We start from the raw sequence: 23,445 nt of genomic DNA on the forward strand, positions 1-23,445 counted from the left end.
TTGGAGGGGAACTAATGGCTACGAAAAGAGATTATTATGAAGTACTAGGCCTTGCCAAAGGTGCTTCAGATGATGAAATAAAAAAAGCTTACCGTAAGCTTTCTAAGCAATATCACCCAGATATCAATAAAGAAGCAGATGCAGAAGATAAATTTAAAGAAGTTTCAGAAGCCTATGAAGTGTTAAGCGATCCTCAGAAAAAAGCGGCCTATGATCAATATGGTCATGCAGGTACTGATCCGAATTACGGCGGTGGTGCTGGTGGTTTCGGTGGCTTTGGCGGTGGCGGCTTCTCAAGCAGTGGTTTTGGTGGATTTGAAGATATTTTCGATTCATTCTTTGGTGGCGGTTCTCGCAGTGTAGACCCGTCAGCACCAAGACAAGGAGCGGACTTACAATATACAGTCAACCTTAAGTTTGAAGAAGCTATTTTTGGTGTAGAAAAAGAAATCAAATATAACCGTGAAGATAATTGTAGTACATGTGGTGGGAATGGTGCTAAACCAGGTACACATCCAGAAACTTGTCATAAGTGCCATGGATCAGGTTCGATCAATGTTGAACGTCAAACACCACTTGGTCGTGTAATGAGCCGCCAAACATGTGATGTGTGTCATGGTACTGGTAAAGAAATCAAAGAACTTTGTCCAACATGTCACGGAACTGGACATGAGAAAAAAGCGCATAAAGTGAAAGTCAACGTTCCAGCTGGAGTAGAAGATGGCCAACAAATGCGTTTGGCAAATCAAGGGGAAGCTGGTAGTAATGGTGGACCTTATGGTGATCTTTACGTTGTATTCAGTGTAGAAGAAAGTAATATTTTTGATCGTGAAGGATCTGAAATTTACTATGAATTACCACTAAGCTTTGTTCAAGCAGCACTTGGTGATGAAGTCAAAGTACCAACAGTTCATGGAGATGTAAAATTAAAAATCCCAGCTGGTACACAGACTGAAACGAACTTCCGTTTACGCGGCAAAGGTGCCCCGCGCTTGCGAGGTGGTGCTAATGGTGACCAACATGTGAAGGTCAAAATCATTACGCCTAAAAACTTGAATGAAGAACAAAAAGAAGCATTACGCACATTTGCTAAAGCTGGCGGTCAAACCGTAAGTGAACAGCAAGAAGAAGGTTTCTTTGATAAAATGAAAGATGCTTTTGGCGGTAAGAAAAAGAAATAACTAGAAAGCATCTCAGCATGTGCCATTTGAGGCATGTTGAGATGCTTTTTTTATGGTGTTTGATAGAGTGCTAATACATTTTCGATACGTCGTTTTAACTCAGCTCTGACATGAGGTGGGGCAAGACATTCACATTGATTCCCGAAGCCTAAAAATAAATTATAGCCAAACTCGTCTTCCATAAATGGAAACGCAACGATGAATTTCTCAGGATCGTCAGAAGGGAAAAGGGTTAATTGTCCAAATTTATCGACCAATTGTTCTTTGATTTTAGGAGTTACTTTTAGCATAGTGGTTGTAAAGTCTTTCCCATAAAAAGGTTGTTTGCCTAAAGGAGCAGGATGAAATTCTCTAGGAGTAAAAGTTGCCGATAAGAGTTCTAAATTGGTCATTCTGGAAATTTTGAATATACGAAAATCAGTTTTTTCTGTACAGAAAGCTTGTAGATACCAACTTATTTCTTTTAACACAAGTCGATATGGCTCAACGATTCTGACTGTTTTTCTTCCGTGATTATCTTCATAGTTGAAACGGAGTAAACGATCTTGATCCATGCCAGACTTCGCAATTTCTAAAGATGGTTGCAAGGTATGATTACTTGTCCAAGGGGTTAAATCGATGGCTATTTGGTTCGTTTTAAACTTGATTTCATCCAGAGAAGCAATAGGAATTAGTGTTTTTACTTTCTCAAATGTTTGGTTTAGCTGAATTGGAGAAACATTGTTGGAAAAACCTTCTAAAGCAATTAACAGTGAAGTGAGATCTGTTGATGTAAAAAAATGTTTGTCAATTTTATAATTGTCCATGATTTGGATACCCCCATTTACACCAGGAGAAGAGGTGACTGGAATGCCTGCTTCACTAAGGGAATGAATATCTCTATAGATGGTTCGAACTGAAACTTCTAACCGTTCAGCTAGTTGAGAAGCACTAATTTGTTTCTTTTCTAATAATATCATCGTGATAGCTAGGAGTCGTTCTGTTTTCATGAGGCACCTTCTTTGCTTAAAATAGTGAGTCGGTTCCCCTATTATAACGAAAAATTAGGTTATTTTGTGTAGTTAAAGATAAATTTTTTTGAGTTGTGTTGCTTTATAAAGAAAGATACTCGACTATCCGAAAGATTGACTTTCGTAATCTTGATTTATATAATGTTACTGTTGTTTAAGCTGATAAAATTGGTATTCAAGTGTTTTTGGAGATCGTTCCAAAAAGATTGTAGTATGCGTTGCGCAGAATGATCCAATGATAGTAGAAGCTATTTTTGTTGCGTCAAAAAACTAGTTAAGGAAGGACGTCTACTATGAATATGTCTTTTTTTAGGCAAAACCACCCGCTGGTCATTTCCTGTTATTATATAGTGGTTCTTTTGATGGTGATGAGTTCTACAAATCCAGTAATTATCGGTTCTTGTTTTTTGGGAAGTTTGTTGTTGCAGTTGTTTAATTTGAACGGAAAGTCGAAAAAATCAGTAGTTTATCCTTTACTATTTTGGGTGATTATTACGATAACGAATCCCTTATTTGTTCATCGAGGAGCAACAGTTTTATTTTTTTTATTGAATAAACCGATTACCAAGGAAGCATTTATTTATGGTTTTTTTATGGGAATGATGATTGCTACAGTGATCTACTTGTTTCAAAATTTTCAAACATCGGTTAACTCGGAGCAGCTTTTTTATCTTTTTGGGAAACATTTACCTAAGTCTACCTTGATTTTAACCCTTGTTTTTCGATTTATGCCATTATTTCAGCGTTATTTTCAAGAGTTAAATCAAGTGCAAAAAACGGTTCAACGGACACAAAAACGTCGTTTTAAAGAACGCGCAGTCTATGGGCTTGATTTGTTTGGGAATTTGTTTTCTTGGTCACTAGAAAATGCCATGGATACTGCAGATTCAATGAAAGCGAGAGGCTATGGTGTTAAGACTAGGAGCAGTTGTCTAAGTTATAGCTGGAGAAAAATGGATACATTGTGTTTGCTACTACTCATCTTTTCCGGTATTTTGTTCATTGTGGGAATGATACATAATCACTATCAATTCAATTATTATCCATATTATGATAATAGCTATGTTTTAGTTAAACAAAATTGGCCCTATTATCTGCTGATATTCATTATAGTATGTATACCTTTAATAAAGCGATCCAGGGAGATGATTGTATGGAGTATCTTGAAATCGAGAATTTAACTTTTCAATATGCTGGAAATAACAGAACTGTTTTAAAAGAAGTCTCTCTATCTATCAAACAAGGTGAGTTTATTTTGATTTGTGGGGCATCTGGAAGTGGGAAGTCAACGTTATTAAAGTTGCTAAAACCTCAATTGACGCCAGCAGGAAAACAAACGGGCACTGTTTTTTTAGATAATAAAAAGATAACAGACCTTCCAGAAATTTGTTCGGCTAGTAAAATTGGCTATGTCATGCAAAATCCTGATAATCAAATCGTGACAGATAGTGTTTGGCATGAATTAGCTTTTGGTTTAGAAAATATGGGAATCTCTTCCTCTGACATTAAGAGCCGAATAGCTGAAATGACTAATTTTCTTGGCATTCAAGAACTACTTGGGTGTAAAACGAGTGAATTATCTGGAGGACAAAAACAGTTGTTGAATTTGGCTTCTGTTTTAGTGATGAGGCCAGATATCTTGATTTTAGACGAACCGACAACGCAACTTGATCCAATTGCCTCGCAAAACTTTGTAGATATATTAGTACGCTTAAATAGAGAAATGGGTTTAACAATTTTATTAGTAGAACACAGTTTGGAATCAATTTTTACATTAGCTGATAGGGTGATTATTTTAGATCGCGGACAGCTTATTTTTGAAGATGAGCCAAGAGCTATTTCGGCTGAATGTAAGAAAAATAGAAGCAATCTAAGTCGTTTTATGTTTAGTTTACCTAGTGCGGTACAAATCTTTCTTGAGAGTGGGATAAATGATGAGTGTCCAGTCACAGTAATCGAAGGTAAACGCTTTTTGGCTCGCCATTTTGCAGCTGATACAATTATACAGGCGCAAAAGAGATCATTTACCAAAAAGCAAACAGCAAAAAGTATACAGTTGAAAAATTGTTGGTTTCGCTATGAAAAGAACAGCCGAGATATTTTAGCAGGTGTTGATTTTGAAGTCTACGAAGGAGAAATCTTTACTTTAGTTGGAGGCAATGGTACAGGTAAAACAACATTATTGAAAATAATTGCTGGTATCTATGACTGTTACCGTGGAAAAATTTCGATTTTAAATCAATCGATTAAAAAAAATAAAGAAACTATAAGCTTTTTGCCGCAAGAGCCGCAAATGTTGTTTATCAAAGATTCAGTTTTAGAAGATTATAAGCACTATTTAGACAGCAAAAAAATAAATGAAACAAAGCAAATGGAGCAGATACAAAAAGTAATTGCATTACTTGATTTAAATGAGAGTATGACTCAACATCCTCTTGATTTAAGCGGTGGTGAGTGTCAACGAGCAGCACTAGGAAAATTACTGTTGACTGATTCGAAAATTTTATTACTAGATGAACCAACGAAAGGTATCGATAATTATGGGAAAAAGCAGTTGATCAAAATAATAAAAGAATTATCCCGACAAGGCAAAACAATTTTGGTAGTAACGCATGATTTGGATTTTGCTGCAGAATTATCTGACCGTTGCGGGTTATTTTTCCAAAATAAATTATTGACTACAGCTGAACCAAAAACTTTTTTTAGCCATCATACATTTTATACAACGGCAGCCAGTCGCATATCACGGGATATTTTTGATAACTTGGTTACGACTGAACAAGTTATTGAAGCCTGTCAACTTGCCAAAGGGGCTTATGATGAGTAGGAGGGGTGCAGATTGGGGCAATCGATTATGGATTAAATCGGTGATCATAATTCTTTTGTTTGTTGCAGGAGTCAGACTGTTTCAAGCTAGCCAATATCAGATAATCTCTATGCTATTAGTCATCGGAGCTTGTTTTCCGATTTATTATCGCTATGAAAGAAAACAAATCAATATAAAAGAATTAGTTTTGATTGCTGTATTGATCGCAATTGCTGTGTTAAGTAGATTCTTATTTTATATGATTCCAGCAATTACTCCGATGACAGCGATTATCATAATTTCAGGCATCTGCTTAGGAGCTGAGGTAGGTTTTTTAGTAGGCTCTTTGTCAGCCATTACATCAAATATATTATTTGGGCAAGGACCATGGACTCCGTTTCAAATGTTTTCTTGGGGAATGATTGGTCTTGTAGCAGGAGTACCTTGGCTGCAGAAAAGGTTGAAAAAAAGGTATTGGTTTTTAGCGCTTTATGGAATTTTAGCCGGTTTTTTCTTTTCCTTTTTCATGGACTTATGGACGGTGTTTTCGATAGACCGGTATTTTTCTTGGCAAAGATACTTAGCATTATTATTAAGTGCTATACCTTATACTATTTCTTATTGTTTTTCAAATGCTTTTTTCTCTTGCTTCCTTTTTCGAACCATACAGAAAAAGCTTCAACGTATTTTAATCAAATATGATATAAAATAATTAAAACAAAGGTGGAACTAAAAATGAAAAAAATTATAAAAACAGTGATGATAATGACACTGATCTTCATACTCGGTGCCTGTGGTAAAACAACAGAGAAAAAAGACACAACCAAAGATTCACTTAGTATTACGATCATCCTGAAAGAAGATAATAAAGAGTTTGATAAAAAAGAATTAAAAATCAAAAAAGACGAATCACTTCAAACTGTTATGGAAAAAAATTATAAAGTAGAAATGTCAAAAGATTTTATCAGTGGAATTGATGGTCATTTACAGGATGAAAAGTCTAGCAAATATTGGATGTATGATGTTAATGGCAAGCAACCAAATGTAGGAGCCGTTGAATATTTTCTAAAAAATGGTGATATGGTTACTTGGACATTGAATAAATTATAGCATAAATACATTCCTGAAAAATAGTTGAGAAACCCTGACAATCAGTTGTCAGGGTTTGTTTGTTAAAATGAATTTGTCAGTCAGACAATTGAAAAATAAAGGAGCAAAAAGGTTATGAAAACAATAGAAGCATTTAAAAAAATAATGAACGAGCAAACAGAAATCGCTTTAGCAACAAGTGTTGAAGAAATACCGAATGTCCGAATCGTTAACTTTTTTTATGATGAAACGAAAAAATGTTTATTTTTCTCTACGTTTAAGGAAAATAAAAAAATTACTGAGTTCCAGAAGAATCCCAATGTAGCCTTTACAACGATTCCAAATGAGCAGGTCAATCATGTTCGGGTACATGATGCCCAAGTAAAAAAAAGTGAATTAAGCGTGTATGATGTTGCGGAACAATGGATTCAAAAAATTCCTAGCTATGAAGAAAATATCAAACTGGCAGGAGCAATGTTAGATTTATATGAAATTCATTTTGGAGAAGCAATCGTGATTTTAGGAATAGATAGTAGAGAAACCATTATATTATAGAGCTGAAGAGGAGGAGACACAATGAATTATTGGATTGGTGTAGCATCTAAAGATCACGTGAAGCTTGGTGTTGCAGGTGGTTTCTGTCAACTATGTCACGGAAAGTCAGCACCACTGAATAAAATGAAAGAAGGAGATTGGTTGATTTATTATGCACCCAAACAGAATTTAAAAACCAAAGAACCTTGTCAGGAATTCGTTGCACTGGGGCAAGTGTTATCAGGGGATGCATACTCTTTTGAAATGGCTCCAGGTTTTATTCCTAATAGGAAAAATATCCGTTTTTTGAAAAATATTCAGTCAGTTCCTTTGCAAGCTGTTTCTGATTTTTCGTTATGGCAGAAATATCGATCACGCTTGAGATTTGGACATTTTCAAATTCCAAAAGAATTATTTGACTTTATCGTTTCACGAATGAAAAAGATGTAAGTAATAAAAAAACAGGACAGAGAAACATTCTTCTCGGCCTGTTTTTTTCTTCTGTTTTAAAATTTTGCAGAATTACTCGTATCGTAAAGCTTCAATCGGATCAAGCTTAGCAGCTTTTCTTGCTGGATAAACACCAAAGGAAATCCCGATAGCACTTGAAAAAATTAACACGGCTACAATTGACGTTAATGTGAACTGAGCAGTGATATCTAGCGCGCTCGCAACCGTAACGGCTAAGATTGCGCCTAACGTCAAACCGATCAAACCTCCAATTAAACACAGAATCACTGACTCTGTTAAAAATTGGAATAAGATATTTCTATCGGTTGCACCTAAAGCTTTTCTTGTTCCGATTTCTCTGGTTCGTTCAGTTACTGATACCAACATGATATTCATCACGCCAATACCGCCTACAAGTAAAGCGATTGCCGCAACAGCTGCGATAAAGTTAATAAATAATCCCAAGACATTGTTGACTTGATCAAGTGCTTGTAAGAAATTAGTTGCGGTATAGACTTTGTCGCCAACTGTATTATGACGCACAGACAAGATGTTTACGATTTGTTTTGATACAGCATTAATATCATCTTTAGATTTAGCAATGACCGTTAAACTAGTGATTTTTGTTGCGTCAGGATTTAAGTTATTGGCTGTAGTTAGCGGAATTGAAAGATACCCCATCATTTCTTCTTCATCAAACGAGCCGACCATTTTTTCTAGGGTACTTTTTGTAACGCCAATAATTCGGGTACTGATTTGTCCTTTTTGTCCACGTAAGTTGATTTTCTCACCAACAACATTTTCTCGTCCATTAAAAAAATAGCGAGCAGTATCAGCACTGATTACAGCTACTTTACTACTTTCTGAATATTCGGTCGTGTTGAAGTAACGACCGTAGACAATAGCTTTATCCATTGTTTGATTGGTATATTGTAAATCAGGTGTTCCAGCCATGATCAATGTTGCTTTTGATTTGTCATTCGCTACTCCGACGGCTTGGATCGACACGGAAGGAGAGAGATGATCGATTTGAGGAATTCCATCTTTTAAGGCCTTAACATCTTTGCTCGTGATTTTTTGGCTATCAGTTGCATCACGACTCGTAGAAACAGAAATCGTAGAAGCGCCCAGATCGCTGAATGTACCAGTGATTTGACTCGTTGCACCATTACCAACAGCCAAAATCGCAATCACTGCTGCGATTCCGATGATAATTCCCAACATAGTCAAAAATGAGCGCATTTTATTTGCTAAAATACTATCGATCGCCATTTTAAAACTTTCAATAATTCCCATAGCAAGGGCTCCTTTCTACAGTGTTTTTCGCTCAATAACAGGCTGATCATCCAAGATCTCACCATCTTTAAAAGATACGATTCGTTTCGTGTATTGTGCCACATCGGGTTCATGAGTAACCATAACTACAGTTGTACCAGTATTGTTTAAATCTTGAAAAATTTTCATGATTTCTAATGTTGTTTTTGAGTCTAAATTTCCTGTGGGCTCATCAGCCATTAAAACAGCTGGATCATTGACGATCGCTCGGGCAATTGCCACACGTTGTTTTTGTCCACCAGAGATCGCATTTGGTCTATGAAATACGCGATCAGCTAAACCAACTTTGCTTAAAGCTTCTAGTGCGCGTTCTTTCCGTTCTTTCGCCGATATGCCAGAGTAAACCATAGGCAAAGCGACATTGTCTAAAAGAGACATACGCGGCATTAAATTAAAGGATTGAAAGACAAAGCCGATTTCTTTGTTACGAACATGTGCACTTTCATTGCTCGTTAAATTGGAAACATCTTGTTCATTCAAGTGATAGGACCCTTCATCAAAACGATCCAACAAACCAAGAATGTTCATCATCGTTGATTTACCTGATCCGCTTGGTCCCATAATCGAAGTGAATTCTCCTTCTGAGATATGGAGGGAAATATGCTTTAAAGCTTCTAATTCTTCGCCACCAGTCCGATAGATTTTTACGACATTTTTTAACTCGATCAATCATTTCACCTTCTATTCTTTGGTTACGTTCATGTTGTCTTTTATATCAGAGTTTGGAGAAAGGATTACTGTTTCGCCATTTGTTACACCTTTTTTTACTTCGATTAATTTATCTGACTGAATGCCAATATCAATTTTTGTTTCTTTCGCTTTCCCGTCTTTAACAACATAAACGATTGCTTCATTTTTGTCGTTATAAGTTAAAGCTTCAATTGGTAAAGCTAGTACATTTTCAACAGTATTTGTCGTGATATCAACATCAGCATCAAAGCCAGCAAACAGATTTTCTGGTGCCTGATCAAATGTTACGATTGCACCTAAACTGGCTGTAGTGCCAGTTGCTGATTGAGTACTTTGTGCGACTGGATCTTTTTCGGCTACTTTACCGGAAAACGTTTGATTGCCGCTAGTGATTTTCGCTTTTTGATTGATTGTAACGGCAGATGCTTCAGAATTAGATAATTCTAGTTTGACTTTTAAGGTGGAAAGATCATCTAATTGAATCGATGGTTTTCCTTGTTGGGCGTTGGTGTCCGCTTGCTTGGCCTTGATATTGACTTGAGTGATTGTGCCATCGATACCAGCAATTAATTGTAGACCATTATCATATGTTGCTAAAACATTGTCTTTTGCTACTTTATCTCCTACCTTAACGGTTACTTCTAGCACATTTCCAGTCCCCATAAGTGATTGGGTTTGATTTGGAATCAAAGTGCCGGTTGTTGAAAGATTTTCGATGATCGTATCTTTCTTGACTACCCCTGTTCGAACAATAACAGCATCAGATTTTTCTGAATTCCCTCGAACAAATAAGAAAATAACAACAGCAACCACTAAAACGGCAAGAAGCCCGAGAATGGTTTTCTTTTTCATAGATTTCAGCTCTTTTCTACTATTTTTTTTGTGACATAGTGTCATTTGTGTCATTTTACTCTCTTTTTTATGATAAGTCTAAGATTAATTTCAATTATTAAATGATTGCTAAATAAACAGAAATTTCAGGTCCTTTTGATTAATAATTTTAATCCTATCTTGATTCTTGCGTTATAATAAATGAAAAGAAGCGGAGGAGGGGTCTGAGTGATGAAAGATTTCATCTATGTAATCAGTGATATTCATGGAGAGTATGAACTATTTGAAGAATTGATCCAATATTACGATCCAACGATGCATCAGTTGGTATTGATTGGGGATTTAAATGACCGTGGTCCTAGAACCAAAGAGAGTTTTTTGCTTGGAAAAGAATTAGTAGAAAAATATGATGCGATTTACCTAAAAGGAAATCATGAAGAGTATTTTTTGCAGTTTTTAAAAAGTCCAGAAGATTGGTTTACTAGCTATGTGCGTAACGGTGGCAAAGAGACCATGGAAAGTTTACTGCATAAAGGGGCGACAGAAGAATATTCTCCTACAGAAATCGCAATGATGATCCGTAGTCGATACAAAGAGTTGATTGAATTTTTAATGGAGCGACCTTTGTATTTTGAATGGAAAAACTATATATTTGTCCATGCTGGTGTTGATTTGACCAAAAAGGATTGGCATGAAACCAGTCCTCATGATTTTATTTGGATCAGAGAAGCTTTTCATACAGGAAAAAATAATACAGGGAAAACGATCGTTTTTGGTCATACAATCACCCCCATGCTGCATGGTGACATGGAAACGACTGATTTGTGGTATTCAGATCATAAAATTGGAATTGATGGTGGTGCTGTTTTTGGTGGTTCCGTTCATGGGGTGATTTTTGATACCAATGGCATTGTACAGGATATTGAATATCAAAATGTAAAAGGCTCATGGCAACCTGATTTTTAGAAACAAGTATCTTTTATTTTTGAAAAGACCAGTAAAGTCTTTTTTAAGCTTTGTCCTCTTTCTATATTTCAAGCGGAAAATATGCTAGAATGAAATAGTATGTTAATGAAAAGAGGTATGTAAATATGGCAGAAGCTTATAACCAAGAAGTAGTTGATTTACTTCAGAAAGAATTGACAGAATATCGTCCAAAACAAATAACAACAGTGCTGACTTTACTGAGTGAAGGCAACACTGTTCCTTTTATTGCCCGTTATCGTAAAGAAATGACTGGTACTTTAGATGAGGTTCAAATCCGTGAAATCGAAGAACGGTATACTTATTTAGGTAATTTAGAAAAACGCAAAGAAGAAGTCTTACGCTTGATCGAAGAACAAGGCAAACTAACGGATGAGTTAGCCAAATCCATTCAAAAAGCGACAAAAATGCAGCAAGTTGAAGATTTGTATCGTCCTTATAAACAAAAACGACGTACGAAAGCGACAATTGCCAAAGAAAAAGGGCTGGAACCATTAGCGGATTGGTTATTGAGTTTCCCTAATCAAGCGGACGTGATAGCAGAGGCTGAAAAATTCGTAAATACAGAAAAAGAAGTTGATTCTGCTGAAGCAGCTGTACTCGGAGCACATGAAATCATCGCTGAACGCGTGAGTGATGAACCTAAATTCCGTTCTTGGATTCGTGATTTTACGTTTAATCATGGTCAATATGTCAGCACAGTGAAAGATAAAGAAAAAGATGAAAAGTCAGTGTATGAAATGTATTATGATTTTTCAGAACCCGTTAGCAAAATGGTTTCCCATAGAGTGCTAGCAACAAATCGTGGGGAAAAAGAAGATATCTTAAAAGTGGTTCTTTTGGTAGAAGAAGATAAAATTGCTTCATACTTAGAACGTCAATTGATCGGAAACAACAAGCAATCACCAACCGCAGCGTATGTTGAAACAGCTTATTTGGACAGCTACAAACGATTTATTGGTCCAGCGATCGAACGTGAAATTCGCAATGAACTCACTGAAAAAGCTGATGAACAAGCAATCAATATTTTTGGTGAAAACTTGCGTAATTTATTACTACAACCTCCATTGAAAGGAAAAGTTGTTTTAGGTTTTGATCCAGCTTACCGAACTGGTTGTAAAATGGCAATTGTTGATGCGACTGGGAAAGTATTAGCGATCCAAGTAATTTATCCTCATAAGCCCGCTTCAGGAGAAAAAAGAGCAGCTGCAGGCCCTGCTTTTAATAAATTAATTGAAGAATATCAAGTTGAAATGGTCGCAATAGGTAATGGAACAGCTAGTCGTGAATCTGAATTATTTGTAGCTGAACAATTAAAACAAATCAAACGCGATGTGTTTTATGTGATCGTCAATGAAGCAGGCGCGTCAGTCTATTCTGCAAGTGATGTAGCACGAACAGAATTTCCAGACCTACAAGTAGAAGAAAGAAGCGCAGTTAGTATTGCTCGTCGTTTACAAGATCCTTTAGCAGAACTTGTAAAAATCGATCCTAAAGCAGTCGGTGTCGGACAATATCAACATGATGTTTCACAAAAGCGCTTAGCAGAGCAACTGGATTTTGTGGTGGAAACAGCTGTTAACCAAGTCGGCGTTAATGTGAATACCGCTAGTCCACAACTTTTACAACATATTTCAGGTTTAAATAAAACAACGGCTCAAAATTTAATGGCTTATCGTGATGAAAATGGTGCATTCACCGCTCGCAATCAAGTCAAAAAAGTTCCACGTTTAGGACCGAAAGCATACGAGCAAGCAATTGGTTTCTTACGGATACCAAATGGAAAGAATATTTTAGATAATACGGGAATTCACCCAGAAAGTTATGATGTAGCCAAAGCTATTTTAGAAAAAGCGAACGTGACTTTAGCAGAACTTGGCTCACCTGATGCAGCTCAACAGATTAAAGGATTATTGCTAGAACAATTAGAATCAGAATTAGCAGTTGGTAGTGAGACCTTAAAAGATATTATTGCCGCTTTAGTTCAGCCAGGAAGAGATATGCGTGATGAAATGCCTGCACCTCTTTTAAGAAAAGATGTTTTATCTATGGAAGATCTAAAACCTGGAATGGAATTACAAGGAACTGTCCGCAATGTAATCGATTTTGGTGCATTCGTTGATATTGGTGTGAAACAAGATGGTTTAGTGCATATTTCTAAGCTGAGCTCAAAATTTGTTAAACATCCTACTGACATTGTGGCAGTTGGAGATGTTGTGACAGTTTGGGTGGAAGATGTCGATACGAAGAAAGGGCGCATCAGCTTAACGATGTTGCCACAAGCTGAAAGGAAAGAATAGTCTTGAGTCGTCTTTCTAAAGAAGGAAAACCAACAAAGCGAGCATTAACAGATGCTCAATTGCAAGCAATGGTTGAGGATATTTCATTGTCTTTTTTCGGAACAAAATTTCAACATCAAGCTTTTTTTAACCGACGTTTAAGAACGACTGGTGGACGCTATCACTTAAGCTCACATAATATTGACTTCAATCCCAAAGTTTTTGAACGCTATGGTGAATTAGAGTTGATCAATGTGATCAAGCATGAGTTGTGTCATTATCACCTTCATCTAGCTGGGAAAGGTTATCAACATAAAGATCCTGAATTTAAAACGTTATTAAAAGAAACTGGGGGAAGCCGCTATGTTCGTCCTTTAGTGGAACAAAAGCCGCAGTCCTATCATCAGTATCAATGTGAAAAATGTCAAACGTTGATTTTACGAAAAAGAAGAATTAACACCCAACGCTATGTTTGCGGAAAATGTCGCGGAAAGTTAGTAGAATTGAAGAAAAATTAGACTCTATTCACCGTGAACCCGGAACAAAACTAAAAATCAGTTTTGTTCCGGGTTTTAAATCCAAATAAACGGCGAAAAAAGCAATTCCTTCTGAAATAAGTCGAAATTCACAAAAATTTGAAGAACATCGATTAGGAATCATACAACATCGGAATTAAAAAATCCGTGTTTCTTGTCATTTTCGTGAAATCTTTCTTATTTCTTGGAGCTAAAGGCTTTTGTCTCGGCTTTATGATGATACGATCAATCAAAAGGAAAAGGGGAATACCATGATTCAACATTGGAATACAGTTATCGAGTATTTAGCTGAAAAAGAACAAACAACTGGCAATTATGATCTTGCGATCCTAGCGGGAAATAGTCTACCTTATCTTGCTGACGAGCTGATTCATTTGTACGAAGATGGTACAGTAGAGACCATGATGTTAGTTGGCGGTATTGGTCATGCTACTCCTTTTTTACAGAAAAATTTTAAAGATCTTGGTGTCCAAGTTTCAGGATCAAGTGAAACAGAATTTTATTTGGATTATTTTAAGCAACGATATCATTTAGATAAAGAGTCGTTCTTAATTGAAACAAGATCGACAAACTCTGGTGAAAATGCACGTTTTTCATTAAATAGTATAAGTGAAGCAAAGTTGAATCCTACAAGAGTACTCTTATTGCAAGACCCTATTTTACAAAAACGGATCAAAGCCACCTTTGAAAAAGAATGGCGTGCAATCAATCCTGTTTTTACAAACCATGTACCGATTATCCCGTATGTAAAAGCTGTTGAAAATTCGATCATCTTTGAAAACGAAGAGCTAAATGGTTTGTGGAGCAAGGAGTATTTTCTCTCTTTAGTTTTAGGCGAAATTCCGAGACTCAAAAATGACGAAAAGGGTTATGGACCTAATGGACTTAATTACATCGAAGCAATTGACATTCCCAAAACAGTCTATCAGTCATATGAAAAATTGTGCCAGGCTTATGATTACGATACAAACAGGTAAATGAGTAGAATTTTGAACGATTGACAAAAACCTGAGCCTATTTTATTATTGAGTAAGTAACGACGATAAAATTTGCGGTCATGGCGGAATGGCAGACGCGCCAGCTTGAGGGGCTGGTGGGGGCAACCCCGTGGAAGTTCGAGTCTTCTTGGCCGCATAGATTTCTGAGGGCAGAGATGCTTTTTTTACGCTAAATAGTGTACAAGTTTATTTTTTTCTTGTAAAGGTAATTTTTTTATATCTTATTGATAAGTCTAACTTTAAAAATGAAAGTGAGGGCTAAAGATGAAAAAGACCATTATTGTGAGTGTGTTTGGTATTATCATGTTGATTAGTGGCTTGTTTATTGGGAAAAATGTATTAGGGAGTTCTTGGGGCGGAACAAGAATTGGAATGTATTCGGAACATATTACACTGGATCGAATAGAGGATTCTTATCAACTTCCAGGGGAAAATTGGGAGCTTTTAGATAATAAAACCAATTTTGCAATTGATCATGAGGGCGTGGTTACAGCAAGCGGTGAAGGTTCGGCAAGAATTGTATACGAAATTGAGGGAAAGAAAGTTTATTCTGAAATCAAGGTAGATGAGTTTCCAGATTGGGGCGAGTATAAACAAATCGAAAGTAATGTTTCTGTTTTAGGTCAATTTGACCATGCTTATGATGTTGAACAAATGAAATTTACCGCTGCAAGCAATGACTACTTACTGCAATTGACATTACCTTCTAATTCAGGGGAAAGCGGAAGTTTTAGACTGTTTGGCGATGATGGATACCAGCTGGATTTCAGCTTTCGTGATATTCAGAAGAATGGAGATGTAGTAACTTTTGAAAGAACGCTACATTTGAAGAAGGGGGAAACGTACTACATATCTTTAGCCAATGATTTATATTTTGATTTGTTGACATCATACGCAATTGATATCACCCCACTTGATTAGAAAAGTATCTTATAAATGGTAAAAAACGTATGGGCATTTTCCATACGTTTTTTCTGAATATCTTATATAATGTAAGCAAACATAAAAAGTGAAGGTGAGTTGAATGACAATCAAGCGTACTTGGTGGAAAGAAGCAGTTGGTTATCAGATCTACCCAAGAAGTTTTATGGATACTGATGGTGATGGTATCGGTGATTTGAATGGTATTCGCTCAAAGTTAGATTATCTTAAGGATTTAGGAATTGGTTTCATTTGGATCACCCCAATCTATGAATCGCCTAATATAGATAATGGGTATGATATCAGTGATTATCAAAAAATTCTTAGAACTTTTGGAACGATGGAAGAATTTGATTTGTTATTGGACGAAGCACATGCATTAGGAATGAAAATTATCATGGATCTAGTTATCAATCATACCTCCAATCAACATCCGTGGTTTCTGGAGTCGAGATCTTCAGTAAAGGATGATTATAGAGATTATTATATTTGGGCGGATGGAAAGGTTGATGGTCCACCCAATGATTGGGTTTCAATTTTTGGTGGATCGGCATGGGAGTATGATGAGGGAACCAAGCAATATTATCTTCATGTCTTTGCTAAAGAACAGCCCGATTTGAATTGGGAAAATCCCCGAGTAAAAAGAGAATTGTTTTCAATGATCGATTGGTGGCTAGATAAAGGCATAGATGGGTTCCGCGTGGATGCAATCTCTCATATCAAAAAAGCGCCTTTAGAAACGCCCTCAACTAGTGATCCTTTTGAGTCATTTAAAAATGTACCTGGAATTGAAACTCACTTGGAAGAGCTAAGAGATGTGTTCAAAAAACGTGATATTTTAACAGTTGGTGAAGCTAATGGAGTTAGTGCTGATGAAGCGTATCAATGGTTAGGGGAACATGAAGGATATTTTAATATGTTGTTTGAATTTGACCATATTTCTCTTTGGAACAAAGACGAGCAAGAAACATTAGATGTTATCCACTTCAAACAAGCAATCACAAGGTGGCAAGAAGCATTAGCAGATGGAAAAGGCTGGAATGCCTTGTACATGGAAAATCATGATATTCCTCGATCCGTATCTAGCTTTGGTAGTGAAGAGTCAGTATTTTGGCAGGCCTCAGCGAAGGCCTTGGCGTTAACTTTTCTTTTATTGCAAGGAACGCCTTTTATTTATCAAGGACAAGAAATTGGTATGACGAATATGCCGTTTGCATCAATCGATGATATTGATGCAGTCGATACTAAAAATTTTTATCATGAGATGATCCATGCTGGAGTCAGTCCTTCAAAAGCAATGAATGTCATTCGCAGAACAGCAAGAGATAACTCAAGAACACCGATGCAATGGACTGCAGAAGAATATGCTGGTTTTTCAAAAAGAAAGCCTTGGATAGTCCTCAATCCTAACAAGCAGGTCATTAATGTATTGGATGAATCAATGGATTCACATTCCGTTCTAAATTTTTACAAGGAAGTAATCAAGTTGAGAAATCAAAGTGAAGCATTGATTTATGGGACATATAAATTGTATTTGCCTGACCATCCTCAACTATTTGTTTATGGTCGTCGTTTAGGAGAAGAGCGATTTGTAGTGATCATCAATTTGTCTAACGAATTTGCTTCTGCTGATTTACCAGAGAACGTTCAAATTGAAGAGTGGAATTTAGTATTGTGTAATCTCAATGACCATAGTATTCATCAACATACAGTGTTTGCTCCGTATGAAGCGAGAGTTTATAAACATAAATAAAGAGCCTGGCAATTTCTTTTACTGAAAAAGAAATTGCCAGATTTTTTATCTAACTATTTTAAGAAAAAGATGATGTGCTTACCTAGTTGTTTAAGAGGAAGATTCATTTTATAGAATTGTGTGATCCTTATTATTGTGGATGAATAGATCAGTTATAGAGTTGTAATAGGAAATTTTTTTAGGAAATGTTCAATTTTTCATTGCTTTTTTTTTCCAGGTGGCGTAACTTTAAAGATATAAATTTTGAAAATGAGGGATACAGTATGAGAAATTTTGAGAAATCTAACAAACTTGATGGTGTAAGTTATGATGTACGTGGTCCGGTTTTAGAAGAAGCCGACAGAATGCATGAAGAAGGTATTCGCATTTTGAAACTTAATACTGGTAATCCCGCCCCCTTTGGTTTTGATGCGCCGAATGAAGTTGTTCGCGACATGATCATGAACGTTCGTAATTCAGAAGGTTACTCAGACTCAAAAGGGATTTTTTCAGCGCGTAAAGCAATCGAACAATATTGCCAAATCAAAGGGTTCCCTAATGTTACGATCAATGATATCTACACAGGTAATGGTGTCAGTGAACTCATTTCGATGTGTATGCAAGGTCTACTGAATAATGGAGATGAAGTGCTAGTTCCGATGCCGGATTATCCATTATGGACTGCTTCTATCTCATTAGCTGGAGGTAATCCTGTTCATTATATTTGTGATGAACAAGCGGAATGGTATCCTGACATTGAGGATATCAAATCTAAAGTGACAACAAATACAAAAGCAATCGTACTAATCAATCCTAATAATCCTACAGGGGCACTGTATCCTAAAGAAATTCTTGAGCAAATCGTTGAAATAGCGAGACAAAATGACTTGATCATTTTTTCAGATGAAATTTATGATCGTCTAGTGATGGATGGATTGACCCATATCCCAATTGCAACACTGGCTCCGGACTTATTTGTGGTGACACTAAATGGTTTATCTAAATCACATAGAGTTGCTGGTTTTCGTTGTGGATGGATGGTGCTTAGTGGGAATAAAAAGCATGTTAAAGGGTATATCGAAGGGTTGAATATGTTGGCTTCAATGCGGCTGTGTTCTAATGTATTATCGCAGCAAATTATTCAAACGGCTTTAGGTGGTTATCAAAGTGTAGATGACTTGTTGCTTCCAGGAGGAAGGATTTATGAACAACGGGAATATATCTATAATGCGATCAATGATATTCCAGGGCTTTCTGCAGTGAAACCAAAAGCAGCTTTTTATATCTTCCCTAAAATTGATACAGCTCGCTTTAATATCTATGATGATGAAAAGTTTGTTCTGGATTTTCTTCATGAGCATCATATTCTTTTAGTGCATGGCGGTGGGTTTAACTGGACACAGCCAGATCATTTTAGAATTGTCTATCTACCAAAAATGGAAGACCTGAAATTTACAACAGAAAAGATGCGAGAATTTTTAAGTACGTACAAACAGAAATAAACGATTGGAAACGCAAAAAGAGTGACTCAAAACGGATAAAGTTTTGAGTCACTCTCATTTTTAAGAATGTAGACCACAGTATTATTCTGCAGTTTGACAATCTTTCTTACTAATTACCATACGATTTGTATATTTTTCTTCCATATCCGGACTTGGATCCGAAACAACAACCAAATAAGCATTTTCATATTCTTTTTCGATATAGCCTTTATAACTATTTTTATCCCAACTAAAGCTAATTCGTTTCTCCTGTGTCATGAGTAACACCCCTTATTTGTAAAGTAAAATGATTTAAAAATCGTCTCGGTTTAATAGTAGGTAATGTTCTTGCAGTATATTATGCAATAAAGTACAATAAATGCATAATGCGAATTCGCATATTTTGAGATTATAGATAGACAAGACTTTTTAAGCGTGATACAGAATTGAAATCGTTGTAGGAGTGAAGGCATGGATTCTTTTGGAGCTGTTATTAAGGAAATTCGTAAGAATAGAAAATTAACACAAAAAATGTTATCAGAAGACATTTGTTCACAAAGTGTATTGAGTAGGATTGAAAACAATGAGGAATTACCTAATGTCGTGGTGATGCAGCAAATTTGTCAACGTTTAGGTGTGACAATGGATCAAATTATGCAATTCAAATCAGACGAAGTTCGCTTGATTACTCAAATATTTGAAAAAATAGCAGATTATTTTCGTCATAAAGAATATGAAAAAATAATGACCTATATGAACGCAACTCAAATAGAAGAACGTTTACACTTAGATACAGACTGGCAACGCTATTATTACTATTTAGGGAGTTGTAAGTTTTATCTATGTAGCGATTTTGAACAAGCCATACTGGATCTAAAAAAAGGGCTCTCATACACCTATCAAGCGAATAAAGATAATTTATCTGATTTTGAAATACAAGTAATTAGTTGTATTGGCAGTACATACAATAGTATCGGGAAAGCTGTTGAAGCTGAGAAATATTTGAAGTTAAGTATTCATTATTTTCATAAATTACCAAATGAACGAGTAACAGCTGAATTAACAAAAATATTTTATAATTATTCAAAATTTTTAAGTGACCAAAATAGATTAGAGGAAGCTCAAATATACATCGATCAAGGAATCGTTTGGTCAAGACATCGAAATAGCTATTATTACTTAAGTGAACTGTTTCAGCTGAAAAGCGAATTGATGTTAGCCAAAGGAAGTTCAGATAAAGCAAATGAATATCAAGTTTTATCCGAACAAATTCGCCGAATCGAAACGATTAAAATCTAACGAAATTTAAATGAAAAAATCGAAAAGGTCTACACCATTCTTGACTTTGTTTGATTTTAAGAGTACCGTTAAAGTAGAAAAATTAAAGAAAGAAGGATGAAGATGAGAACGTTTATCTTTGCTGAAAAGTTCTTTTTAAAAAGTGATGTAAAAGGACCTGGATATTTAGAAATTACAGATGGTTTATTTGGAGACTTTTATAAAGAAGTGCCAGAAAGTGATGCAAAAGTGATTAAAGAAGCAGGAAAATGGATTGCACCTGGGTTAGTGGATACCCATATTCATGGGTATATGAATCATGATGTGATGGATAGTGATGCAGAAGGTCTAAAAGTAATGTCAGAAGGGTTATTATCTTGTGGTGTTACGTCATTCTTACCGACAACCTTGACATCAAGTAAAGAACGCTTAAAAGATGTTGCTAAAACCATCGGTGAAGTCTACCAAGAAGTTCCTGGTGCAAAAGTACAAGGGATCTATTTTGAAGGACCATTCTTTACTGAAGAACACAAAGGTGCTCAAAATCCTAGTTATTTTGGCGACCCAGATCTTGATACATTCAACGAATGGCAAGAAGCTTCAGGTGGTTTGATCAAAAAAATCGCTTTGGCGCCAGAACGTAAAGGGGTCAAAGAATTTGTCAAAGCAGTAACGGATGAAGGTGTCGTTGTTGCCTTAGGTCATAGTGATGCAACACTTGAACAAGCAACAGAAGCAGTGGAAGCTGGTGCTAGTGTTTTTGTTCATGCGTATAACGGAATGCGTGGGTTAAATCATCGTGAACCTGGTATGGTAGGTGCGTTGATGTCATTAAACCATGTTTTCTCCGAATTGATTTGTGATGGACACCATGTACATCCAAATGCAGCAGATATTTTAATGGAAAAAGCTGGACATGATCATGTGGCGTTGATTACTGATTGTATGATGGCTGGCGGTATGCCTGATGGAAATTATAATCTGGGAGAATTCCCTGTTGTTGTAAAAGATGGTACAGCTCGCTTAGAGTCAGGTAATTTAGCTGGTAGCATCTTGAAATTAAAAGAAGCAATCAAAAATGTTGTGGATTGGGAGATCGCTACACCAGAACAAGCGATTTTGATGGCGACATTAGTTCCAGCCGTTAGTTGTAAAATCGAAGATAAATGCGGTATGATCGCTAGCGGACGAGATGCTGACTTTATCGTATTGACTCCTAATATGGAATTAGAAGCAACTTACTTAGATGGGGTAGAACGTTACCGTGCATAAACAAAAAAACAGATTTTGGCTGATGAATGCCGAAATCTGTTTTTTTATTTTAGGGTTCCTTAGGCAATATTGATGAAATAATCGTCTTGTTAGTGTAAGCAATAAAGAAATCAGGTAGTTTAAGTTGATAGCTTTCAATATCTGCTTTATAAAGTGAAACAGGAATCACAAATGTTTGCTCATTTGTTCCTGCGATATAGTCCCCATCAATCGTTTGAGCCACGACTAAAAAGCCGCTTTCTTTCCAATTTGATAGGTCGTCTAATGAAATAGTGTCATCAGATGCAAGATACTGAATCGCTTGTTCAAATTGTTCTTCAAGTGTGTGACTGAAAATAATTGGACTGTTTTCATCTTGCTCATTCTCAAAAACAGTTTCTAAAAAGCTATGTGGATTGTTTTCTGTGAGTTCTTTTTTGATTTCTTGAAAGTCCATAGATACGCCTCCTGATTTAAACGCTGAGTATGCTTATCTGATATGATTACTCAGATGTAATAGTCTATCGTTCATTTAAAATCGTAACACGAAAATCAACAGTTGTATGTTTATTTAACCCTTTTGCCTCAAGGTCAATTTGCTTACATAATAACGCTGTTCCCTCATAAACAGGTATTACGCGATAACGGATGGTTTCTCCCTTATCTAACGCTTGACGAACTTGGTTTTCATATTTAGTCATATACGGTGTATTGACCGGCGTTTGGTACAGCGTAGTGAGATTGCGAGGATCATCGCCTGAACCTCCGAGTTGGCGTCCAATCAAATGTCCTCTAGAATGAAGTGTAGGCTCTAAACCAGAAACAAAACCAGGCGGGCGAATATCTTTGTTAGCTGAGGTTCCAGTATTCACCATGGTAGGTTTCAATAAGGCATCTGCACCTGTTGCACGACCAAGCGAATCTAATGGGTGATAATCGATCCAACCATTTTTACTATCCGTTAACTCACTCGTTGAAAAAGTCGCAGTGCCTAACTCTTTAGGACCGGGATTTGTAGAATTTATAGGTTTGGTTGTACTTGGTTTTGTTTGTTGTTGTGTGTGAATGCCAAATATTTCTTGGATATTTTCTGGAACTTGAACACCAAAGATGCCTAAAACTAAAATAATTAAAACTGCCACTAGCATAACTGCTGGACTAAATGGCGGTTTTTGTTTCTTTTTGACCATATTTTTTCTCCTAACTTAAATAAAGCTGACTTTTATAGGGAATTCTTTATAAGTCATCCTTCTATTATACGAAAAAAAATCAAAAAATCAAAAAGCTTTTGAGCTGTTAGAGGACTTGTTGGCATACTTATGATAAAATTTCTTTGAGAGGGGATTGAAACGTCATGGCTTATATCGAAGTAATTAATGAGTATAAAAGATATCATATGGGAGATACGACAATTGCTGCAAATGATGGGATTACTTTTTCTGTAGAAAAAGGAGAGGTTGCGGTTATTTTAGGTCCAAGTGGGGCAGGTAAATCAACGGTGCTCAATATTTTAGGGGGAATGGATTCTTGTGATGAAGGACAAATCATAATTGATGGGACTGATATCGCAAAATTCAATGAGAAACAATTAACCACCTACCGTAGAAATGATGTTGGGTTTGTTTTTCAATTTTATAATTTAGTCCCCAATTTAACGACGAAAGAAAATGTTGAGTTGGCTTCTCAAATTGTTTCAGACGCTCTAAATCCAGAAGAAGTATTGGAATCTGTTGGGTTAGGGAAGCGTTTAGATAATTTTCCAGCACAATTGTCTGGCGGCGAACAACAACGTGTAACGATTGCTAGAGCAATTGCAAAACGCCCTAAATTATTGCTATGTGATGAACCTACAGGCGCATTAGATTATGAAACAGGAAAACAAATCCTAAATATCTTACAAGAGACTGCTCGTAATACCGGGACAACTGTCATCATTATCACTCACAATTCCGCAATTGCTCCAATGGCTGATCGTGTCATTCGAATCAACGATGCGAAGGTCCGAAGTGTGACACTTAATGATGAACCAAAACCTGTATCTGAGATAGAATGGTAGGTG

24 protein-coding genes and 1 tRNA gene are annotated in these 23,445 nt (G+C 36.3%); 18 read left to right on the forward strand and 7 right to left on the reverse strand.

Annotated features, from left to right (window positions below; genetic code table 11):
* Positions 1-14: 14 nt before the first annotated feature.
* On the forward strand, positions 15-1,181 hold the full coding sequence (gene dnaJ / locus I580_RS10215) for a molecular chaperone DnaJ (protein ID WP_010771896.1): 1,167 nt from the start codon (positions 15-17) through the stop codon (positions 1,179-1,181).
* 50 nt (positions 1,182-1,231) lie between these two features.
* On the opposite strand, the gene I580_RS10220 is transcribed toward dnaJ, so the two are convergent.
* The gene (locus I580_RS10220) at positions 1,232-2,170 is read right to left on the reverse strand and encodes a helix-turn-helix transcriptional regulator (protein WP_010771897.1); all 939 of its coding nucleotides are present in this window, start codon (positions 2,168-2,170) and stop codon (positions 1,232-1,234) included.
* Between the two features lie 320 nt (positions 2,171-2,490).
* Here I580_RS10220 and I580_RS10225 point away from each other — a divergent pair, with 320 nt between their 5' ends.
* The 6 genes from I580_RS10225 to I580_RS10250 all read left to right on the forward strand — a co-directional run bounded on the left by I580_RS10225 (position 2,491) and on the right by I580_RS10250 (position 7,070).
* Complete coding sequence (locus I580_RS10225; protein WP_281169462.1) at positions 2,491-3,372, forward strand: energy-coupling factor transporter transmembrane component T; 882 nt, start codon at positions 2,491-2,493, stop codon at positions 3,370-3,372.
* Complete coding sequence (locus I580_RS10230) at positions 3,345-5,018, forward strand: ABC transporter ATP-binding protein (RefSeq protein ID WP_010771899.1); 1,674 nt, start codon at positions 3,345-3,347, stop codon at positions 5,016-5,018. Before I580_RS10225 ends, I580_RS10230 begins: the two co-directional genes overlap by 28 nt.
* The gene (locus I580_RS10235) at positions 5,011-5,709 is read left to right on the forward strand and encodes an ECF transporter S component (RefSeq protein ID WP_143141659.1); all 699 of its coding nucleotides are present in this window, start codon (positions 5,011-5,013) and stop codon (positions 5,707-5,709) included. The genes I580_RS10230 and I580_RS10235 overlap by 8 nt, the downstream gene beginning before the upstream one ends.
* Before the next feature lie 23 nt (positions 5,710-5,732).
* A complete protein-coding gene (locus I580_RS10240; protein WP_010771901.1) occupies positions 5,733-6,107 on the forward strand; it encodes a DUF4430 domain-containing protein in 375 nt (124 codons plus the stop codon).
* Between the two features lie 114 nt (positions 6,108-6,221).
* Positions 6,222-6,641 (forward strand): pyridoxamine 5'-phosphate oxidase family protein, encoded by a 420-nt coding sequence (locus I580_RS10245; protein WP_010771902.1) that lies wholly within the window; start codon positions 6,222-6,224, stop codon positions 6,639-6,641.
* 21 nt (positions 6,642-6,662) lie between these two features.
* Positions 6,663-7,070 (forward strand): EVE domain-containing protein, encoded by a 408-nt coding sequence (locus I580_RS10250; RefSeq protein WP_010771903.1) that lies wholly within the window; start codon positions 6,663-6,665, stop codon positions 7,068-7,070.
* A 72-nt stretch (positions 7,071-7,142) separates the two neighbouring features.
* Here the strand turns inward: I580_RS10250 and I580_RS10255 are convergent, their stop codons facing one another.
* Genes I580_RS10255 through I580_RS10265 form a run of 3 tightly spaced genes read right to left on the reverse strand, consistent with a single transcriptional unit; the run spans position 7,143 to position 9,947 of the window.
* Entirely contained in the window at positions 7,143-8,366 is a 1,224-nt protein-coding gene (locus tag I580_RS10255; protein ID WP_010771904.1) for an ABC transporter permease, read from the reverse strand.
* Positions 8,367-8,381: 15 nt separating this feature from the next.
* Entirely contained in the window at positions 8,382-9,074 is a 693-nt protein-coding gene (locus I580_RS10260) for an ABC transporter ATP-binding protein (RefSeq protein ID WP_010771905.1), read from the reverse strand.
* Between the two features lie 12 nt (positions 9,075-9,086).
* Positions 9,087-9,947: an efflux RND transporter periplasmic adaptor subunit gene (locus I580_RS10265; RefSeq protein ID WP_034860286.1), complete on the reverse strand. Its 861-nt coding sequence runs from the start codon at positions 9,945-9,947 to the stop codon at positions 9,087-9,089.
* A gap of 210 nt (positions 9,948-10,157) precedes the next feature.
* On the opposite strand from I580_RS10265, the gene I580_RS10270 reads away from it, so the two are divergent.
* The 8 genes from I580_RS10270 to I580_RS10305 all read left to right on the forward strand — a co-directional run bounded on the left by I580_RS10270 (position 10,158) and on the right by I580_RS10305 (position 18,878).
* On the forward strand, positions 10,158-10,892 hold the full coding sequence (locus I580_RS10270) for a metallophosphoesterase (protein WP_010771907.1): 735 nt from the start codon (positions 10,158-10,160) through the stop codon (positions 10,890-10,892).
* 125 nt (positions 10,893-11,017) lie between these two features.
* Positions 11,018-13,210, forward strand: coding sequence for a Tex family protein (locus I580_RS10275; protein WP_010771908.1), 2,193 nt, complete (start codon positions 11,018-11,020; stop codon positions 13,208-13,210).
* 2 nt (positions 13,211-13,212) lie between these two features.
* Positions 13,213-13,707 (forward strand): SprT family protein, encoded by a 495-nt coding sequence (locus tag I580_RS10280; RefSeq protein ID WP_010771909.1) that lies wholly within the window; start codon positions 13,213-13,215, stop codon positions 13,705-13,707.
* A gap of 218 nt (positions 13,708-13,925) precedes the next feature.
* A complete protein-coding gene (locus I580_RS10285) occupies positions 13,926-14,702 on the forward strand; it encodes an ElyC/SanA/YdcF family protein (protein ID WP_245558645.1) in 777 nt (258 codons plus the stop codon).
* 74 nt (positions 14,703-14,776) lie between these two features.
* Positions 14,777-14,859: transfer RNA gene (locus I580_RS10290), tRNA-Leu, on the forward strand.
* 128 nt (positions 14,860-14,987) lie between these two features.
* Entirely contained in the window at positions 14,988-15,644 is a 657-nt protein-coding gene (locus I580_RS10295; protein WP_010771911.1) for a hypothetical protein, read from the forward strand.
* Positions 15,645-15,747: 103 nt separating this feature from the next.
* Positions 15,748-17,397: a glycoside hydrolase family 13 protein gene (locus tag I580_RS10300; RefSeq protein ID WP_010771912.1), complete on the forward strand. Its 1,650-nt coding sequence runs from the start codon at positions 15,748-15,750 to the stop codon at positions 17,395-17,397.
* A 263-nt stretch (positions 17,398-17,660) separates the two neighbouring features.
* Complete coding sequence (locus I580_RS10305) at positions 17,661-18,878, forward strand: pyridoxal phosphate-dependent aminotransferase (protein ID WP_010771913.1); 1,218 nt, start codon at positions 17,661-17,663, stop codon at positions 18,876-18,878.
* Positions 18,879-18,959: 81 nt separating this feature from the next.
* Here I580_RS10305 and I580_RS17105 read toward each other — a convergent pair whose 3' ends face one another.
* A complete protein-coding gene (locus tag I580_RS17105; RefSeq protein WP_010771914.1) occupies positions 18,960-19,136 on the reverse strand; it encodes a hypothetical protein in 177 nt (58 codons plus the stop codon).
* A 192-nt stretch (positions 19,137-19,328) separates the two neighbouring features.
* Here I580_RS17105 and I580_RS10310 point away from each other — a divergent pair, with 192 nt between their 5' ends.
* Positions 19,329-20,156: a helix-turn-helix domain-containing protein gene (locus I580_RS10310; protein ID WP_010771915.1), complete on the forward strand. Its 828-nt coding sequence runs from the start codon at positions 19,329-19,331 to the stop codon at positions 20,154-20,156.
* A 102-nt stretch (positions 20,157-20,258) separates the two neighbouring features.
* On the forward strand, positions 20,259-21,407 hold the full coding sequence (gene nagA / locus I580_RS10315; protein WP_010771916.1) for an N-acetylglucosamine-6-phosphate deacetylase: 1,149 nt from the start codon (positions 20,259-20,261) through the stop codon (positions 21,405-21,407).
* A gap of 49 nt (positions 21,408-21,456) precedes the next feature.
* Here nagA and I580_RS10320 read toward each other — a convergent pair whose 3' ends face one another.
* Both I580_RS10320 and I580_RS10325 read right to left on the reverse strand, forming a co-directional pair.
* Positions 21,457-21,843, reverse strand: a complete 387-nt coding sequence (locus I580_RS10320; protein ID WP_010771917.1) for a hypothetical protein — start codon at positions 21,841-21,843, stop codon at positions 21,457-21,459.
* A gap of 64 nt (positions 21,844-21,907) precedes the next feature.
* On the reverse strand, positions 21,908-22,576 hold the full coding sequence (locus I580_RS10325) for a DNA/RNA non-specific endonuclease (protein ID WP_010771918.1): 669 nt from the start codon (positions 22,574-22,576) through the stop codon (positions 21,908-21,910).
* 164 nt (positions 22,577-22,740) lie between these two features.
* Here I580_RS10325 and I580_RS10330 point away from each other — a divergent pair, with 164 nt between their 5' ends.
* Entirely contained in the window at positions 22,741-23,442 is a 702-nt protein-coding gene (locus I580_RS10330) for an ABC transporter ATP-binding protein (RefSeq protein WP_010771919.1), read from the forward strand.
* Positions 23,443-23,445 lie beyond the last annotated feature (3 nt).

Source organism: Enterococcus caccae ATCC BAA-1240, assembly GCF_000407145.1.
Taxonomy (GTDB): domain Bacteria; phylum Bacillota; class Bacilli; order Lactobacillales; family Enterococcaceae; genus Enterococcus_L; species Enterococcus_L caccae.

What these genes read in the sequence shown, in the direction of transcription:
- dnaJ (WP_010771896.1), top strand. Translation starts at nt 15, where the DNA reads ATGGCTACGAAAAGAGATTATTATGAAGTACTAGGCCTTGCCAAAGGT.
- I580_RS10220 (WP_010771897.1), bottom strand. Translation starts at nt 2,170, where the DNA reads ATGAAAACAGAACGACTCCTAGCTATCACGATGATATTATTAGAAAAG.
- I580_RS10225 (WP_281169462.1), top strand. Translation starts at nt 2,491, where the DNA reads ATGTCTTTTTTTAGGCAAAACCACCCGCTGGTCATTTCCTGTTATTAT.
- I580_RS10230 (WP_010771899.1), top strand. Translation starts at nt 3,345, where the DNA reads ATGGAGTATCTTGAAATCGAGAATTTAACTTTTCAATATGCTGGAAAT.
- I580_RS10235 (WP_143141659.1), top strand. Translation starts at nt 5,011, where the DNA reads ATGAGTAGGAGGGGTGCAGATTGGGGCAATCGATTATGGATTAAATCG.
- I580_RS10240 (WP_010771901.1), top strand. Translation starts at nt 5,733, where the DNA reads ATGAAAAAAATTATAAAAACAGTGATGATAATGACACTGATCTTCATA.
- I580_RS10245 (WP_010771902.1), top strand. Translation starts at nt 6,222, where the DNA reads ATGAAAACAATAGAAGCATTTAAAAAAATAATGAACGAGCAAACAGAA.
- I580_RS10250 (WP_010771903.1), top strand. Translation starts at nt 6,663, where the DNA reads ATGAATTATTGGATTGGTGTAGCATCTAAAGATCACGTGAAGCTTGGT.
- I580_RS10255 (WP_010771904.1), bottom strand. Translation starts at nt 8,366, where the DNA reads ATGGGAATTATTGAAAGTTTTAAAATGGCGATCGATAGTATTTTAGCA.
- I580_RS10265 (WP_034860286.1), bottom strand. Translation starts at nt 9,947, where the DNA reads ATGAAAAAGAAAACCATTCTCGGGCTTCTTGCCGTTTTAGTGGTTGCT.
- I580_RS10270 (WP_010771907.1), top strand. Translation starts at nt 10,158, where the DNA reads ATGAAAGATTTCATCTATGTAATCAGTGATATTCATGGAGAGTATGAA.
- I580_RS10275 (WP_010771908.1), top strand. Translation starts at nt 11,018, where the DNA reads ATGGCAGAAGCTTATAACCAAGAAGTAGTTGATTTACTTCAGAAAGAA.
- I580_RS10295 (WP_010771911.1), top strand. Translation starts at nt 14,988, where the DNA reads ATGAAAAAGACCATTATTGTGAGTGTGTTTGGTATTATCATGTTGATT.
- I580_RS10300 (WP_010771912.1), top strand. Translation starts at nt 15,748, where the DNA reads ATGACAATCAAGCGTACTTGGTGGAAAGAAGCAGTTGGTTATCAGATC.
- I580_RS10305 (WP_010771913.1), top strand. Translation starts at nt 17,661, where the DNA reads ATGAGAAATTTTGAGAAATCTAACAAACTTGATGGTGTAAGTTATGAT.
- I580_RS17105 (WP_010771914.1), bottom strand. Translation starts at nt 19,136, where the DNA reads ATGACACAGGAGAAACGAATTAGCTTTAGTTGGGATAAAAATAGTTAT.
- I580_RS10310 (WP_010771915.1), top strand. Translation starts at nt 19,329, where the DNA reads ATGGATTCTTTTGGAGCTGTTATTAAGGAAATTCGTAAGAATAGAAAA.
- nagA (WP_010771916.1), top strand. Translation starts at nt 20,259, where the DNA reads ATGAGAACGTTTATCTTTGCTGAAAAGTTCTTTTTAAAAAGTGATGTA.
- I580_RS10320 (WP_010771917.1), bottom strand. Translation starts at nt 21,843, where the DNA reads ATGGACTTTCAAGAAATCAAAAAAGAACTCACAGAAAACAATCCACAT.
- I580_RS10325 (WP_010771918.1), bottom strand. Translation starts at nt 22,576, where the DNA reads ATGGTCAAAAAGAAACAAAAACCGCCATTTAGTCCAGCAGTTATGCTA.
- I580_RS10330 (WP_010771919.1), top strand. Translation starts at nt 22,741, where the DNA reads ATGGCTTATATCGAAGTAATTAATGAGTATAAAAGATATCATATGGGA.